The sequence below is a fragment of the Rhodococcus sp. IEGM 1330 genome (assembly GCF_033142445.1).
Taxonomy (GTDB): Bacteria; Actinomycetota; Actinomycetes; order Mycobacteriales; family Mycobacteriaceae; genus Rhodococcoides.
On sequence record NZ_JAWLSB010000006.1, the window covers coordinates 112548 to 129124 of the forward strand.

Annotated in this window: 15 protein-coding genes; 7 read left to right on the forward strand and 8 right to left on the reverse strand. The window is 65.1% G+C overall.

Going from position 1 to position 16577, the window contains the following annotated elements; genetic code table 11:
- The first annotated feature begins 2 nt into the window (after positions 1–2).
- From R4P57_RS15680 to R4P57_RS15705, 6 genes are all read left to right on the forward strand, one after another.
- On the forward strand, positions 3–1283 hold the full coding sequence (locus R4P57_RS15680) for a DUF6986 family protein (RefSeq protein WP_317803746.1): 1281 nt from the start codon (positions 3–5) through the stop codon (positions 1281–1283).
- A gap of 85 nt (positions 1284–1368) precedes the next feature.
- Entirely contained in the window at positions 1369–2001 is a 633-nt protein-coding gene (locus tag R4P57_RS15685) for an urease subunit gamma (RefSeq protein WP_317803747.1), read from the forward strand.
- Positions 2001–3722 carry an urease subunit alpha gene (locus R4P57_RS15690; RefSeq protein ID WP_317803748.1) on the forward strand — a complete coding sequence of 574 codons (1722 nt, stop codon included), beginning with the start codon at positions 2001–2003 and terminating at the stop codon, positions 3720–3722. Before R4P57_RS15685 ends, R4P57_RS15690 begins: the two co-directional genes overlap by 1 nt.
- Positions 3722–4378: an urease accessory protein UreF gene (locus tag R4P57_RS15695; RefSeq protein ID WP_317803749.1), complete on the forward strand. Its 657-nt coding sequence runs from the start codon at positions 3722–3724 to the stop codon at positions 4376–4378. Before R4P57_RS15690 ends, R4P57_RS15695 begins: the two co-directional genes overlap by 1 nt.
- A 40-nt stretch (positions 4379–4418) precedes the next feature.
- The gene (gene ureG / locus R4P57_RS15700; RefSeq protein ID WP_317803750.1) at positions 4419–5123 is read left to right on the forward strand and encodes an urease accessory protein UreG; all 705 of its coding nucleotides are present in this window, start codon (positions 4419–4421) and stop codon (positions 5121–5123) included.
- A gap of 6 nt (positions 5124–5129) precedes the next feature.
- Positions 5130–5798: an urease accessory protein UreD gene (locus R4P57_RS15705; RefSeq protein ID WP_317803751.1), complete on the forward strand. Its 669-nt coding sequence runs from the start codon at positions 5130–5132 to the stop codon at positions 5796–5798.
- Positions 5799–5903: 105 nt separating this feature from the next.
- Here the strand turns inward: R4P57_RS15705 and R4P57_RS15710 are convergent, their stop codons facing one another.
- From R4P57_RS15710 to dapA, 6 genes are all read right to left on the reverse strand, one after another.
- Positions 5904–7307 carry an NAD(P)/FAD-dependent oxidoreductase gene (locus tag R4P57_RS15710; protein WP_317803752.1) on the reverse strand — a complete coding sequence of 468 codons (1404 nt, stop codon included), beginning with the start codon at positions 7305–7307 and terminating at the stop codon, positions 5904–5906.
- Positions 7308–7404: 97 nt separating this feature from the next.
- Positions 7405–8205, reverse strand: coding sequence for a HugZ family protein (locus tag R4P57_RS15715; protein WP_317803753.1), 801 nt, complete (start codon positions 8203–8205; stop codon positions 7405–7407).
- 23 nt (positions 8206–8228) lie between these two features.
- Positions 8229–8906 carry a GAP family protein gene (locus R4P57_RS15720; RefSeq protein WP_317803754.1) on the reverse strand — a complete coding sequence of 226 codons (678 nt, stop codon included), beginning with the start codon at positions 8904–8906 and terminating at the stop codon, positions 8229–8231.
- 19 nt (positions 8907–8925) lie between these two features.
- Positions 8926–9480, reverse strand: a complete 555-nt coding sequence (locus R4P57_RS15725; RefSeq protein ID WP_317803755.1) for an isochorismatase family protein — start codon at positions 9478–9480, stop codon at positions 8926–8928.
- Positions 9481–9512: 32 nt separating this feature from the next.
- Entirely contained in the window at positions 9513–11897 is a 2385-nt protein-coding gene (locus tag R4P57_RS15730; protein WP_317803756.1) for an excinuclease ABC subunit UvrA, read from the reverse strand.
- A 6-nt stretch (positions 11898–11903) separates the two neighbouring features.
- A complete protein-coding gene (dapA, locus tag R4P57_RS15735; RefSeq protein WP_317803757.1) occupies positions 11904–12848 on the reverse strand; it encodes a 4-hydroxy-tetrahydrodipicolinate synthase in 945 nt (314 codons plus the stop codon).
- 72 nt (positions 12849–12920) lie between these two features.
- Between dapA and R4P57_RS15740 the strand changes: the two genes are divergently transcribed.
- Positions 12921–13820, forward strand: coding sequence for a LysR family transcriptional regulator (locus tag R4P57_RS15740; protein ID WP_317803758.1), 900 nt, complete (start codon positions 12921–12923; stop codon positions 13818–13820).
- Here the strand turns inward: R4P57_RS15740 and helR are convergent.
- Both helR and R4P57_RS15750 read right to left on the reverse strand, forming a co-directional pair.
- Positions 13781–15958 (reverse strand): RNA polymerase recycling motor ATPase HelR, encoded by a 2178-nt coding sequence (gene helR / locus R4P57_RS15745; RefSeq protein WP_317803759.1) that lies wholly within the window; start codon positions 15956–15958, stop codon positions 13781–13783. The genes R4P57_RS15740 and helR overlap by 40 nt on opposite strands.
- Before the next feature lie 174 nt (positions 15959–16132).
- Entirely contained in the window at positions 16133–16549 is a 417-nt protein-coding gene (locus tag R4P57_RS15750; RefSeq protein ID WP_317803760.1) for a hypothetical protein, read from the reverse strand.
- Between the last annotated feature and the right edge of the window lie 28 nt (positions 16550–16577).

Below are 16577 nucleotides of genomic sequence, written 5' to 3' on the forward strand. Positions count from 1 at the left end.
CCATGACGGGACACAGCGACAGCGCCGACTCTTCCTTCCATTCGGGGACAACCGCACTGACTTCCGACGCGTTCGATCGCCTCGAATCACTGTTCGGTCCCATCGACGACGAACTCGCGCAGCACTATCCGGGTGACCGAGTCGGTGGCCAGCCCTCGCACACCGTCTACGTACCGGCCTCGGATGCGTCGGCGGCTGTCCCCGCCGAATGGGGTGCCGCCGCCCTGGCAATCCTGGATGCCCACCCCGAGGCGTTCTCCGGACTCGACACCCAGCACGCACTACCCCTCGTGCGCGACCGGCTCGGCAATGCGCCCATCCAAGACCTCAGATTCGATTTCGAGGACGGTTACGGGTGGCGATCGGATGCCGTCGAGGACAGTCATGCGAGGGCGGCCGGGGCAGCACTGTCCGCCTTGGCCGAAGATCCGGCCGGTCCGACGTGGCTCGGGATTCGTGCCAAAGGGCTTGCGGCACATGAGCGTCGGCGTGGAATACGCACCCTTGAGCTGGTCCTGGACGGAGCCGGGGGAGTGCCCGACGGCTTCGTGTTCACCGTACCCAAGCTCCGTGCCGCCTCGCAGGTAGCCGCGGTGGTCGCCTTGTGTGAGGAACTTGAGCGTGCGCACGGCCTGACCGATCGAGCTCTTCGATTCGAGCTGCAGATCGAGAGCCCACAGGCGGTGATCGGGGCGGACGGTACGGCCACGCTCGCGCGGGCGATCACCAGGGCGGACGGCCGCTGCACCTCCCTGCACTACGGGACCTACGACTACAGCGCCGCCTGCGGAATCACCTCTGCGCAACAATCATTGGCCCACCCGGTGGCGGACCATGCGAAGAACGTCATGTTGGTGGCAGCGGCACAGACCGGGGTATGGGTGTGCGACGGTTCGACCCAGGTGGTGCCGACAGGCGACCCCACGCAGGTGGCTGCGTCCGCGCGTCGACACTTCGACCTGGTCACCAGATCCCTCGAGCGCGGCTTCTATCAGGGTTGGGACATGCATCCCGGGCATCTGGTGACGCGATGGCTCGCCACCTTCGGCTTCTTCCGTCAGGCCATGCCGGTCGCTGCTGCTCGACTGGGCAGCTACCTCGATCGCCAGGGTGGTGAGGTGATGGACGAGCCGGCGACAGCCCAGGCGTTGGCAGGCGTTCTGGTGCGGGGCCTGGATTCGGGCGCGTTCGGCATCGCCGAACTGCAGAACGTGGCTGACGGCATCGACCGAGACGTGCTGCGGGGATTGCTCGATCGATCGGTGACCGTGCCGCTCGGTTGAGGTGCGTCGGCGCGCTCCGCTGCCGACGGGTCGCAAGCGTGTCAGAATTGCCGGGCACCATCACCGATCGGGACGGAGAACTCCAATGCGGTTGTCTCCGCACGAGCAGGACCGACTGCTCGTCAGCTACGCGGCCGAACTCGCTCGGCGTCGCCAGGCACGCGGCCTCAGACTCAATCACCCCGAGGCGATCGCGGTCATCACCGATCACCTCCTCGAGGGTGCCCGCGACGGCCGATCGGTCGCAGACCTGATGTCCTCGGGTCGCGAGATTCTCGGCGCCGACGACGTGCTCGACGGTGTGCCCGAGTTGCTCCCCGAGGTGATGGTGGAAGCGACCTTTCCGGACGGCACGAAGCTGATCACGGTGCACGAGCCGATCTCACCGAAGCGGGGTGACGGCCACCTGATTCCGGGCGAGGTCATCACCGTCGCAGGCGACATCGAGATCAACGACGGCGCCGAGGTCATCTCCATGGCCGTCGTCAACGCGGGAGATCGTCCGGTACAGGTGGGCAGCCACGTGCATTTCCCGCAGTCCAACGCAGCTCTGCAGTTCGACCGCGAGCGGGCACACGGCTGCCGCCTCGACATCCCCGCTGGCACGGCGGTGCGGTTCGAGCCCGGCATCGAACAGACGATTCGGCTCGTGCCCCTCGGTGGCACGCGCGAGGTATACGGATTGAGCATGACACCTCCCGGAAAGTTGGACAGCTGATGGCGCGCATGAGTCGCAGTCGATATGCCCAGTTGTTCGGCCCCACCACAGGTGATCGAATCCGCTTGGCAGACACAGATCTTCTGATCGAGGTCACCGAGGACCGCAGTGGTGGCCCCGGCAAGGCCGGTGAGGAGGCCGTGTTCGGCGGCGGCAAGGTGATCCGTGAATCGATGGGGCAGTCCCGAGCCACCCGCGCCGACGGTGCTCCCGACACGGTGATCACCGGGGTCGTCGTCGTCGACTACTGGGGAATCATCAAGGCCGATCTCGGTATTCGCGACGGACGCATCGTGGCGCTGGGCAAGGCAGGCAATCCCGACACCATGACCGGGGTGCATCCCGATCTCGTCATCGGCCCGTCCACCGAAATCATCGCGGGCAACGGGAAGATCGTCACGGCCGGCGGCATCGACTGTCACGTCCATCTGATCTGCCCGCAGATCAAGGAGGAGGCTCTCGGCGGCGGCATCACCACCGTGATCGCAGGCGGTACCGGCCCCGCCGAAGGCAGCAAGGCCACCACCGTCACCCCGGGCGCATGGCACCTGTCTCGGATGCTCGAGTCGCTGGACGACTGGCCGATGAACATCGTGCTCCTCGGCAAGGGCAACACGGTCAATCCCGACTCGATGTGGGAGCAATTGCGCGCCGGCGCATCGGGATTCAAACTGCACGAGGACTGGGGATCCACCCCGGCCGCGATCGACGCGTGCCTTCGAGTGTGCGAGGACGCAGGAGTTCAGGCAGCACTGCACTCGGACACCCTGAACGAGGCCGGTTTCGTCGAGACCACCCTCGATGCGATCAGGGGCCGCGGAATTCACGCGTATCACACCGAGGGTGCGGGCGGCGGGCACGCGCCCGACATCATCACCGTTGCGGCGCAGCCGCACGTCCTCCCCAGCTCGACCAACCCGACGCGTCCCCACACCGTCAACACCCTGGACGAACATCTCGACATGTTGATGGTGTGCCATCACCTCAGTCCGTCGATCCCCGAGGATCTGGCCTTCGCCGAGAGCCGCATCCGGCCGTCGACCATCGCAGCCGAGGACCTGCTGCACGACATGGGTGCGATCTCGATGATCGGCAGCGATGCGCAGGCAATGGGCCGTATCGGCGAGGTCGTTCTGCGTACCTGGCAGACGGCGCACGTGATGAAGACTCGTCGCGGTTTCCTGGCCGGTGACAACGGAGCCGACAACAATCGAGTGATGCGCTACGTCGCGAAATACACCATCTGTCCGGCCGTCGCCCACGGTCTGGATGACGAGATCGGTTCGATCGAGCCGGGCAAACTAGCCGATCTGGTGCTGTGGGATCCGGCATTTTTCGGCGTCCGTCCGCACATGGTCATCAAGGGCGGCATGATCGCCTGGGCTGCTATGGGGGATGCCAACGCATCCATTCCGACTCCGCAACCCGAGCTACCGCGTCCGATGTTCGGGGCGTCGCCCAAAGCAGCGGCAGCCACGTCGCTGCATTTCGTTGCCCCGCAGGCGATCGAGGACGGACTCGCCGGGCGACTGAACTGCGATCGCCGGCTGGTTCCGGTCAAGAACGTGCGCGGTGTCAGGAAGTCGGATATGGCACTCAACGACGCTCTGCCGGATATCCGAGTGGACCCCGACACCTTCACCGTGCGGATCGACGGTGACGTATGGACGGAGCAGCCGGCAACCGAACTGCCGATGGCGCAGCGATACTTCCTCTTCTGATGCCCGATGCTCGGCTGCAGGTGACGACGCTTCTCTCGCTTGCCGATTCACGTCTGCCCACCGGTGGTCACGTGCATTCCGGCGGCGTGGAGGAAGCGATCGCCTCGGGCTTCGTTCGTGACATCGCGACGCTGGAGGCGTTTCTGCGACGCCGTATCCGAACCTCCGGAGCCACGACGGCGTCCATTGCAGCATCGCTGGTGTACGGGTCGTCGAGCACGGACGAGGCCGATGCCGAATCCGACGCTCGGACCCCGTCTCCGGCCGCCAGGTCTGCCTCCCGTGCTCAGGGCCGTGGATTGCTTCGGTTGGCCAAGTCGGCTTGGCCGCATCATGATTGGATGTCCATCGGGCGGAAGCCGCACCTGGCTGTTGCCGCTGGGCACGTCGGGCTCGCGGCGGGCCTGTCGGTTGCCGACACGGCGGCCGTGCAGGTGTACATCACCATGACCGGGTCGGCGATCGCCGCGCAGCGTCTGCTCGCGCTCGATCCGGCCGAGGTCGCGGCGTGCACCATCCGGTTGGGCGGCTTCTGCGACGACGTGACCGCCGCGGTGTGCGAGTGCCTGCCCGAGCTGATGGAGTTGTCGGATCCGTTGCTGGACATGTTCGCCGAAGCCCACGCCGTCCGCGATCGGCCGTTGTTCGTATCCTGAATACGGATCCATCTTTTTCTCTAGCGACAAGGAGTTCGACATGCCCCCGCACCTGATCGACGGTGAGCCCCACGACCACGGTTTGGATCGGCCCAAGCGCGCACGGGTGGCAGGTGACGCGCTGCGCGTCGGGATCGGTGGACCCGTCGGTTCCGGAAAGACGGCGTTGGTAGCGGCACTGTGCCGCGAGCTGCGCGACGAACTCTCGCTCGCCGTACTCACCAACGACATCTACACGACCGAGGATGCGGACTTCCTGCGTCGGCACGCAGTGTTGCCCGACGCGCGAATCACGGCGGTGCAGACCGGGGGCTGCCCGCACACCGCGATCCGAGACGACATCACGGCTAATCTCGACGCCATCGACGACCTGATCGAGAACAACCCGCCCCTCGATCTGATTCTCGTGGAATCCGGTGGCGACAATCTGACGGCGACGTTCTCGTCCGGTCTGATCGATGTACAGATATTCGTCGTCGACGTTGCCGGGGGAGACAAGGTGCCGCGCAAGGGCGGTCCCGGTGTGACGTTCTCCGACCTGTTGGTCGTCAACAAGACGGACCTCGCCCCGTACGTCGGAGCCGACCTCGGTGTCATGGAGCGGGACGCGGCCCAGGTGCGCGAGGGGCGACCGACTGCGCTGATCTCCCTCACCGACGATCCGGCGGCGACCAGGGTGCTCGAGTGGGTGCGGGAACAGCTGAAGGTGATCGCCGACGCCGACGCGCATGCCCACACGCACTGAGCGTCGATGCACACCGAGCTCTGCATCGACGCGAGCCGCAGCCGGAGCCCACGCATCACCTCGGTGGGCGGACTTGCCGGCCGCCAGACGGGACCGGACACGGTTCACCTGATCGGTACGGCGGCAACTCCTCTCGGCGGTGACACCATCGTGGTCAGGATATCGGTGGCGGCCGGCGCGCACCTGGAGGTGCGCAGTGTCGCGGCCTCGTTGGCGATGCCCGGTGGGCTGCACCGTCACTCGTCCGCGCAGTGGCACTTCGAGGTCGGTGCAGGCGCGTCGCTGGTCTTCGATCCGGAGCCGATGGTCGTTGTCTCCGACGCCTCGCATTCGGTGGTCAATACCGTTGTGCTGGAACAGGATTCGACCCTATGGCTGCGTGAGCGTACCCAGATCGGCCGCTTCGAGGAAGCGTCGGGACAGTGGAGCAGTGCGATGCGATGCGATGTCGGAGGCACACCGTTGCTACGCCATCGAGTGGAACTGGGCGCGGGAACGGTTGCGCACGACGCGTTGTCGGCACCGCTGTCGATGTCCAGCACGCTGCGATATCCCGATACCCGGGCGTCCGAGGTCGATCTGGCCGACGGGACCGTCCGGCTGGCGCTGGCTGGAGGCGGTTCGCTGAGTACCTCGGTGGGGCGTCGCCTTCAGCACGCCGCACTGGATGTGTGAGACCGGCACTCTGCGCAACGAACAACGCATCGGCCGACGGTATTCCGTCGGCCGATGCGTTGTGTCAGAGCTGGTTTTGGTGGTGAAACCTCGGTTCGGGACCGATCAGCCCGCTGCCTTCTCGCGTTCCTGCTCCGAGGCGGCCGCGGCCGCCTCGACGGCACCCGCGCGTTCGAGGGAGTTGAGTTGCTCAATGGCAAGTCGCGCGAACACCTGCTGTTCGGTCGACGCCATCTGCGCCCGGCCCTTGCCGAGGAACGTCACGAACCACGAGATGACGGTCGTGATACGGCTGCGGTAGCCCACGAGGTAATACAGGTGCAGAGCGAGCCACATGAGCCAGGCGATGAATCCGCCGAATTCGAGTTTGCCGACCTTGGCAACCGCGTTGAATCGCGACACCGTTGCCATCGAGCCCTTGTCGAAGTATTTGAACGGGGCACGCTGGGCGGGATCGTCCTGGCCCTTGATCGACGCCTTGATGAGTTTGGCAGCGTAGGTCGCGCCCTGAATGGCACCCTGCGCCATGCCGGGTACGTCCTTGACCGACATCAGGTCGCCGACGACGAACACGTTCGGGTGGCCCTTGACGGTGAGGTCCGGTTCCACCAGCACGCGTCCGGCGCGATCGGTCTCCGATCCGGACTGATCGGCGAGCTGCTTGCCGAGGGGGCTGCCCTGCACGCCTGCGGACCAGACCTTGCACTGCGCCTCGATGCGCCGCGTAGTGCCGTCCTTCTCCTTGACGGTCAGGCCGTCGTTGTCGACGTCGGTGACCATCGCCTTGAGCTGGATTTCGACGCCGAGCTTCTCGAGCCGTTCGGCAGCCTTGCGGCCGAGCTTCTCGCCCATCGGCGGCAGTACGGCGGGCGCGGCATCGAGCAGGATGACGCGGGCGTCACGCGGATCGATGTTGCGGAAGGCACCGTCCAGCGTGCGATCGGCGAGCTCCGCGATCTGCCCGGCGAGCTCGACGCCGGTGGGACCCGCGCCGACGACCACGAAGGTCATGAGGCGGTCCTTCTCCTCTTGATCGTCGGAGAGTTCGGCCTGCTCGAACGCACCGAGGATGCGTCCGCGCAGTTCGAGTGCATCGTCGATGGTCTTCATGCCGGGCGCGAACTCGGCGAAGTGATCGTTGCCGAAGTAGGACTGCTGTGCGCCTGCCGCGACGATCAGGCTGTCGAACGGAGTGACGGTGATGCGTTCGAGGAGCTTGGACGTCACCGTCTTGGCCTCGAGATCGATGTTCAGCACGTCTCCGAGCAGCACCTCCGCGTTCTTCTGCTTGCGCAGAATGACGCGGGTGGTGGGAGCGATCTCGCCGACGGACAGAATGCCTGTCGCGACCTGATAGAGGAGAGGCTGGAAAAGGTGGTGTGTCGTCTTGGCGACGAGGGTGATGTCGACGTCGGCTTTCTTGAGCGCCTTGACGCCGAACAGACCTCCGAACCCGGAACCGATGACGACGACGCGGTGACGCTTCGATTCGAGCGGTTGGATGCTCATTGCCTGCTCCCTAACGATTGCGGTGTGAGGTCAACGGTAGTCGCCATCCATCGCGACGTCTCGACAAGGTCGTCGTGTCTGTGATGGCAGCCCACACCTATCGGCCGGCTGCTGCGCGCTTCGCCAGTTCGACGGTCGCGGCCCGCAGTTCGGTAGCCGAGTCGATCGGAGTCGCATAACCGACCCGGGTGTACGCGATTCCGCGCGGAGTGAGCACCTCGAGATCCAGTCCATAGCGGTCCGCGGCCGTGCACTCTGCGGACGTGGCATCGGGAAAGCCGCCCAGTTCGCGGGCCATCGCAGTCAGCGACGTCGAGTGGTCGGCGTTGAGGTGCTCGATCGCGTACGCCGAGGTCGGCGACACCGGATCGGGTGCGGCCTGGGAATACGCTTCGGCAGTTGCCGAATCCATCCGGCCGTATCCACCGACCCACCGGACTCGATGCACGCGCATGATCCAGAGTGTGAAGTCGCTGTAGTCCAGGTAGTACTTCGCCGCCGGTACGCCGTCGAGATGCGCAGCGCGTGCTGCGGCCAACTCGTCCCCCTCGGGCCGCTCGACCACGCCTGCCAGCGTGATACGGCCCGATGCCAGTGGATCGGTCTGCGATTGCGGTGCCACGATCGACAGGCTCATCCGTTGATCGTCTGCGAGGTTGCGTCCGTGCTCGGCCATCCGCGAGACACACAGAACCGGAGCGCCGGCGAGCAATCCGTACGTGACGAACGAAGCCCACGGATCGCCGTCCGCGGTCAGGCTCGCAAGAGTTGCGGTGTTGGTGGACGCAGCGATCGTGCGCGCTTCCTCGGCCGCGGAGGGACGACGGTCGTCGACGACCGGCGCCAGGGGAGGGGGAACGGACGGGGCGTCACCGGGGTCGCCGTGATCGAGTGCCATGCGCAGAAGCTTACGGCGATGACCTACACGAGGTCTCGGGCATGAATCAGAGCGTCGGCGACGAGTGCGACACCGAGCACGACGAAGATGACGCGCACCGTCGGCGGGCCGTAGCGCGTCAGGGCCCGGACGGTCGCGGTGAACGCCCGCCTGGAACGTCGACTCTTCCTCGACGCGAGAATCAGAACGAGGATGGGCGGTAGCAGCCCGATGAGGCAGTAGGCGACGACGATGGCCGGCCACCACGGTGGGCGGGGATCGTAGGTCGAGAGCATCGTCAGCCCGGCGAGATACGGCACTGCCGTCGGGCCCTGCACCAGACCGATCGTCAGTCCGGTCAGGGCGACGACGGGAATGCTCGAGCCGGCTCGGGCTGCCCACGCGGGTGGGCGGCGTTCGGTGGTGCGCAGAGCGCCGAGAGTGATCAGGACCAGCCCGACCACGAGCTCCGTGCGATACCGGACCGTGGGCGTGATGGTGATGTCGAACAGATCGGTGAAGAAGTCGATGCCGAGAACGGTGAGGATGCCGAACGTGGTCGTCGCCGTGAACACACCGCCGACGAAGGCCAGCCCGGCTCGGAAAGGAGACCGGCGGCTGGTTCTCGAGTGCACTGCGATGGCAGCGGTCACGCCGATCAGCAACACGTCGAGCGAATCGAGCAGTGCGAATCCGACGAGCGCGAGCAGCAAGGTCACCATGGAGGGTTCAGGGTATCGGTCAGGTGAAGGTGACGTTCTCGGTGACGACGGCCTCGGCAGTCCGGCCGGGAGCGGTCTGGTTGTCCCAGTACATGTTGGTGTGCGCGATGACCTGCGCAGGTGGCGGCGCGCCCCACTCGGTCAGATCCTCGGCGGTGTGCGCATCGCTCACCAGCGTCACGTCGTATCCGCGCACCAGGGCTCCGTGCAATGTGGACCTGATGCAGAAATCCGTGTGTGCGCCGGCGATGACGACGTGCCCCACGCCGGAGGCGGCGAGGTCGGCTTCGAGACGTGTGTCCTCGAAGGCATCGCCGTGCTTCTTGTGGACAATCGGATCGCCTGGATCCACGGGCAACTCGTCGAGGAGTTCCCAACCCACCGTTCCGAATTCCAGATCCCTCTCGGACGAGTGCTGTACCCAGATCACCGGAGTGCTGGTGTGCTGTGCGCGGGACACCAGCGTGACGATGTTGTCGACGACGCGCTGCCGCTCGTGGACGCCGACCATCACGTCGTTCTGCACGTCGATGATCACCAGTGCGGTTGCGGGCCGGTGAGGCAGGGTGGTCACGGTATCTCCCTTCTTCTCGTGTTCGTTGTGCGTCAGCTCCCGACGTACGCAGCCAGGTGCCGGCCGGTCAGAGTCGAACCGTCCGCGACCAGATCGGACGGTGTTCCCTCGAACACGACGAGGCCGCCGTCGTGCCCGGCACCCGGTCCGAGATCGATGATCCAGTCGGCGTGTGCCATGACGGCTTGATGATGCTCGATGACGATCACCGACTTGCCCGAGTCGACCAGCCGGTCGAGCAGCCCGAGAAGCTTGTCCACATCGGCGAGATGCAGTCCGGTGGTGGGTTCGTCGAGCACGTAGATCCCGCCCTTGTCGGCCATGTGCGTTGCCAGTTTGAGGCGTTGGCGTTCTCCACCCGACAGTGTGGTCAACGGCTGGCCGATCTTCAGGTATCCCAACCCGACGTCGTTCAATCGCTGCAGAATCTTCTGTGCCGGGAGCAGTTTCGCGACGCCGTCGGAGAAGAACTCCTCGGCCTCGGCGACCGACATGGACAACACCTCGTCGATGTTGCGACCGCCGAAGTGGTACTCGAGTACCGACGCTTGGAATCGCTTGCCCTCGCACTCTTCGCACACCGTGGCGACCCCGGCCATCATCGCGAGGTCGCTGTAGATGACGCCCGCGCCGTTGCACGTCGGGCACGCGCCTTCGGAGTTCGAGCTGAACAGTGCGGGTTTGACGGCGTTCTCCTTGGCGAACGCCTTGCGGATCGGTTCGAGCAAGCCGGTGTACGTCGCGGGGTTGCTTCGCCGCGACCCTCGGATCGCCCCCTGATCGACCGACACCACATCGTCTGTCCCCGAGACCGATCCGTGAATGAGTGAACTCTTGCCCGAGCCTGCGACGCCGGTGACGACCACCAGCACACCGAGTGGAACGTCCACGTCCACGTCGCGCAGATTGTGGGAGTCCGCGCCGCGAATTTCGAGCACTTCGGAGAACTCGCGCACCGAGTCCTTCAGTGATGCCCGATCGTCGAAATGCCGACCGGTGACGGTGTCGCTCTGGCGCAATTCGTCGACGGTGCCCTCGAAACAGACGTGCCCGCCTGCGCTTCCCGCACCGGGACCCAGATCGACGACGTGGTCTGCGATGCAGATCGTCTCGGGCTTGTGCTCCACCACCAGAACGGTGTTTCCCTTGTCCCGCAGCTGAAGCAGCAAGTTGTTCATTCGCTCGATGTCGTGGGGATGCAGACCGGTGGTCGGCTCGTCGAAGACGTACGTCACATCGGTCAACGACGATCCGAGGTGACGAATCATTTTGGTGCGCTGGGCCTCTCCACCGGACAACGTTCCCGACGGGCGATCCAGGCTCAAGTAGCCGAGCCCGATCTCGACGAACGAGTCGAGGGTCTCGCCGAGCGTGGTCAGCAGCGGCGCGACAGACGGTTCCTTCAGGCCGCCCACCCACTTCGCCAGGTCGCTGATCTGCATCGAACATGCGTCGGCGATGTTGACGCCCTTGATCTTCGACGACCGAGCACCTTCGTTGAGCCTGGTTCCGTGGCAGTCCGGGCAGGTGGTGAAGGTGATCGCGCGTTCGACGAAAGCGCGGATGTGGGGCTGCATGGCGTCGACGTCCTTGGTCAGGAACGACTTCTGGATCTGGGGCACCAGCCCCGAGTAGGTCAGATTGATGCCCTCGACCTTGATCTTCGTCGGCTCGCGATAGAGCAGATCGTCGAGTTCCTTCTTGGTGTACTTCGAGATGGGCTTGTCCGGGTCGAAATACCCGCAGCCGCGAAATATTCGGCCGTACCAGCCTTCCATGCTGTAACCGGGGATCGTGATGGCGCTTTCGTTGAGCGACTTGGTCGCATCGTAGAGAGCGGTGAGATCGAAGTCGCTGACGGAGCCTCGGCCCTCACAGCGCGGGCACATGCCACCGGTCACGGAGAACGACTTCTTCTCGGTGGTCTGCCTGCCGCCCTTGTCCACCTTGTACGCGCCTGCACCGGACACCGACGCGACGTTGAACGAAAAAGCCTGTGCGGAGCCGATGTACGGCTTTCCGATTCGGCTGAACAGAATTCGGAGCATGGCGTAGGCATCGGTTGCAGTGCCGACGGTGGAATGGGGATTGGCGCCCATCCGCTGTTGATCGACGATGATCGCTGTGGTGAGTCCGTCCATGACGTCGACATCCGGGCGACCGAGCGTCGGCATGAATCCTTGAACGAAGGCACTGTAGGTCTCGTTGATCATGCGCTGTGATTCGGCCGCAATCGTACTGAAGACCAGCGAGCTCTTTCCGGAGCCGGAGACGCCGGTGAACACGGTCAGTCGGCGCTTGGGCAACTCCACATCGATGTCCTGAAGATTGTTCTGCCGCGCCCCCTGCACACGAATCAAATCGTGACTGTCGGCAGCGTGCGGTGCCGAGCCCTGCGTGACCTTCTTCGTCGCCATGAGCAGTCACGCTAGTCGTACCGGAACGTGCTCGCTTCTCGATTCCTGACCGATTCCGGTGGCGGACAGGGCAGCGTCGAGTCGGCTCAGGTCGGCCGCCGAGGACTCGAGAAGTGGGCGTCGCACGGTCGCGTCGGAGATGACGCCGATCCTGACGAGCGCGGCCTTGGCCATGATGGCTCCCTGCGTCGTGCGCATGACGGCATCGGTCAACGGCAGGAGCGAACGCTGTACTGCATTTGCCAGGTCCAGGTTGCCCACGCGGACTGCCGCGATCAGCTCGGCGTAGCGGTCTGCCACCACGTTGCCGGTGACGCTGACCAATCCTGTTGCACCGGAGGCGAGGTAGGGGAGCGCGAGTTCGTCTGTTCCGCAGTAGTAGGCGAGGTCCGTCGAAGACATGACGGTCATGGCCTCGTACAGATCCCCCTTCGCGTCCTTGACGGCACCGATGAGTGGGTGGAGCGAGAGCTCCATGAGCGTCGACGCCTCGACGGACACACCTGTGCGTGCAGGGACGTCGTACACCATGACCGGCAGCCCACCTGCCTCGGCGATGGCGACGATGTGCTCCGCGATGCCGGCCTGGGTGGGGCGCGAATAGTAGGGAGCGGTGACCAACAGTGCGTCGGCGCCGGCCGCCGCGGCGGACCGAGCCATCTCGATCCCCGTGGCGGTGTCGTTGGTGCCTATCCCCGCGATCACTCGAAGAGCGTGATCGCCATGCCTGCGGGCTCGAGCGATCAGCTGTGAGATCTCGTGGCCCGCCAGGGTCGGTGCTTCACCGGTCGTTCCAGCGATGACGACGCCATCGCATCGTGTCGCCAGCAGGTGCGTCAGAAGGGCATCGACGCCCGCTCGGTCGAGCGATCCATCGGGGTGCATGGGGGTCGCCATGGCGACGAGGTTCGCGCCGAAGATCGTCGAGGCCGGCGACGGAGTGGTGGTCATGGTTCGAGTGTGGACCGCTCGATACATGAGGTCCAGCGATGCATTTTCTTCATTACTGCGTACTGTTGCTTCATGATCGACGTGAGTGCCCTGCATGCCCTGCGCGCTGTGGCAGCCCTCGGCACTCTTGCGCGGGCCGCCGACGAGCTCGGCTACACCTCCTCGGCAATCTCCCAGCAGATCAAACGACTCGAACGGCAGATCGGTACCCCGGTACTGGCCCAGGCCGGTCGGGGCGTCGTGCTCACCCCCGCAGGTCGGGCGGTTGTCGAGTCCGCGGGGGAGGTGTTCGACGCTCTCGAACGGTGCGTCGAGGCGGCTCGATCCGCCGACGAGGGCGTCGCACGTGGGGTCGTTCGGCTGGTCGGCTTCTCGACCGCGGTACGTGGCTTGCTGGCACCCGCGCTGATCGAGCTGAATCGACGGTGTCCCGATCTGACGGTGCACATCAGCGAGGAGGATCCGGACCGTGCCCTGCACGCCGTGTATGCCGGGACCGCAGACCTGGCGCTGGTGCACGACGCAGACGGAGTATCGGCACCCGCTCCTCCCTCGGTCGTTCGGCAACCGATTCACACGGACTTCGGCGACGTGATCATGAAGCGAACCCACCCCCTCGCTCGATGCGAGACCGCGTTGACCCATGCCGAACTCGCTCGGTACCCGTGGGTGACGAGCCCGGCCGGGACGGTCTGTCACCAGTGGTTTCGTCGGCTGTTCGCCGAGACATCCGCCGAGGTCGACGTTCGCCATCTCGTGGACGACTTCTCCACGCAACTCGCGCTGGTCGAAGCGGACGATGTGCTCGCTCTCGTGCCTCGACTCGCGCGTCCGCTGCTCACTGCCGGTCTCGTCGCGGTTCCGCTCGAGCGCGCTCCCGCTCGTGAGGTGCAGGCGGCCTGGCGGCGCAGCGCCGACGCCAGCCCGGCAATTCATGCCGTGCTGGACGTCCTCGATGCGGCCTCGCGCTGAGGGGTCAGAACCACCAGCTGTCCGGTCGCTCGCGTCATCGCCACGTACCTGTCGACGGCACCTGCGATTCCCGATCCGAACGAGTCCGGGTCGATCAGGACGACCAGGTCGAATTCGAGTCCCTTCGTCAACTGTGGTGTCAGCGAGCGGATACGCTCCGACGACGGAAATGCGGGATTGCCGATGACGCAGGCGATTCCGTCGACATTCGGCTTCAGCCAGCGATCGAGGATCGACGACAGATCTGCCGCGTCACCGTATTCGACGGGTACACCGGTGCTGCGGATGGAGATCGGAACATTGGCGTCCGGCAGCGCCGCGCGGATCACCGGTTCGGCCTCGGCCATCACTTCCTGCGGGGTGCGGTAGTTGACGCCGAGAGTGGCGATCTTCACCCGGTCGAGTCCGACCCGTCCAAGCCGTTCTCGCCAAGACTCTGCGAATCCCAGGCGCGCTTGCGCGCGGTCTCCGACGATGGTGATGCTGCCCGACGGGCACCGGCGCAGGACCATCTGCCACTGCGCGTCGGTCAACTCCTGCGCCTCGTCCACGACGATGTGTGCGAACGGCCCCGCCAAGGGATCCGACGGGATCTCCTCGAAGCCCGCCGAATCGACGAGTGCATCGCGAATTCCGTCCTGCCGCAACTGCGCAGCCATCATCTCGTCGTCGTCGACGGCCATGAGTTCGTCGACGACGCGGTCCATTCGCACACGCTCCGCAGCCGCGGCTACCTTCCGACGCCGAGTGCGGCGCGAATGCTCGGGATCTCCGAGCCGCATCCGTGCGGCGTCGAGCAGCGGCAGATCGGACACTGTCCATCGCGTCGGATCGGGTCGTTGGAGCGAGCGGACGTCCTCGGGGCCGAGCCAGGGTGCGCACGAGCGAAGGTACGCCGGCACACTCCACAGGTCTGCGACGAGGTCGGCAGCATCGATGATCGTCCAGGATCGTTCGAGCTCCACGCGTAGGGACTCGTTGTTCTGCAGTGACTTTCGTATGTCGGTCAGGGCCTCGTCGCCGTCGTAGCGGTCCGTCAGAATCGTCAGCAGCAGGTCCCAGACGTGTTCACGAGCCTCGTTGTGCGGAGTGCCAGGATCGGGAGCCGCGAACGCCTCGGCCCAATCGGCTGAAGTCAGGATCAGATCGGCCCATTCGGTTTCCACGATCATGTTCCGAGTCGGCGGCTGCTCGTAGAACGCAACGGCCGCCTCTATCGCGACGCTCATGCCGGCAGTGGCCTTCAGTTGCGCCACAATAGGATCCGTCTCCTCGATCACGTTCGTTCCTTCGGCGACGAGATCTCGGAGAGTGCAGGTCTGCACACCGTCCTCGCCCAGACTCGGTAGGACATCGGAAACGTAGGCGAGGTACGGCTGGTGCGGGCCGACGAACAGCACGCCGCCGCGGCTGCGTCCGAGACGCGACTCGGTGTACAGCAGATACGCGGTGCGATGCAGGGCGACCACGGTTTTCCCGGTTCCCGGACCACCGTCGACGACCAGCGCGCCGCGGGCGTCCGCTCGTATGATCGCGTCTTGATCTGCTTGAACGGTGCCCAGCACGTCACGCATTCGCGGTGAACGTGCCGTACCCAGACTGGCGATGAAGGCAGACTGATCGTCCAGCGCAGCGTCTGTGATCGGTCCGGTCAGGTCGAACACCTCGTCCCAATAGTCGGTGATGGTGCCGTTCGTCCACCGATATCGACGACGACTTCGCAGCCCCATGGGATTGGCGTGAGTAGCACCGAAGAAGGGTTCGGCCGCGGGGGAGCGCCAGTCGACGAGGAGTTGCTCGCCCGCGGTTCCCAGCAGTCCGAGTCGTCCGATGTACACCGGCTCGTCCGCGTCGGTAGTCACGACGCGGCCCAGGCACAGATCGACCCCGTAGCGACGGAGGGAACGGAGACGGTTGCCCAAGCGATGGATCTCGAAGTCCCGTTCCATCACCTCCTGGCCCATTCGGCCCGACGACTTCTGCGCGGCCTCGAGCCGCGCCACAGTATCGAAACGAGACTTCTCGATACTCGAGTGGACCGCTGAAAAGTGTTGCTCATCTTGGCCGATCAATGCTGGGTCGCGCTTGCGTGCGAGATTGTCGGGTAGGTCGAAAACACTCGGGTTCACATGTTTCACAGGACTCCGATCGATTGCTACGTGGCTGCAGCGAGCAATTCTGAGCCCTGCACGGGGTCTTGCCGCAAGACCCGGGGTGCGCTATACATTGAAGGGGGAAGAGGGAACAGTCGCTTTCCGAATCCATTCAGCACCGACGAAAACGGGCTGCGCACACCCTGATCCGACATCGGATCAGGCCACCAGACCCCTGCCGCGGTGGAGTTCGAGTCGATAGATCACGCCGCCGAACAGGATCCGTTGCACTGCCTCGTCGGCGAAGTAGCTGTCGATGTCTGTGGGCTTTAGGCTCGGATGCTCGTCGAGGTGTTGCCTGAGCACCAGCAGAACGGTGTCGACAGTGAGGACGAATCGCTCGCCGCCGAGATCGGTGATCTCCGCGCGGCCTACGCCGTCCCATTCGTCGACACGTGCCCAGTGTCGAATTCCGCATCCCTCGACCGCCTCGATCAGAAGGCGCTCTGCAAAGGGCAACAACGACATTCGATTGGCTCCGGCGGCGCGTACCGACGCCAGCGCCTGACGGTAGGGGAGTGCATGTGCTCGCGCATAGGTCCGCGCTGCGCGCTTGTCGGCATGGTTCTTGGTCACGAGAGTTCCAATCCCTGTGTGCACCAGT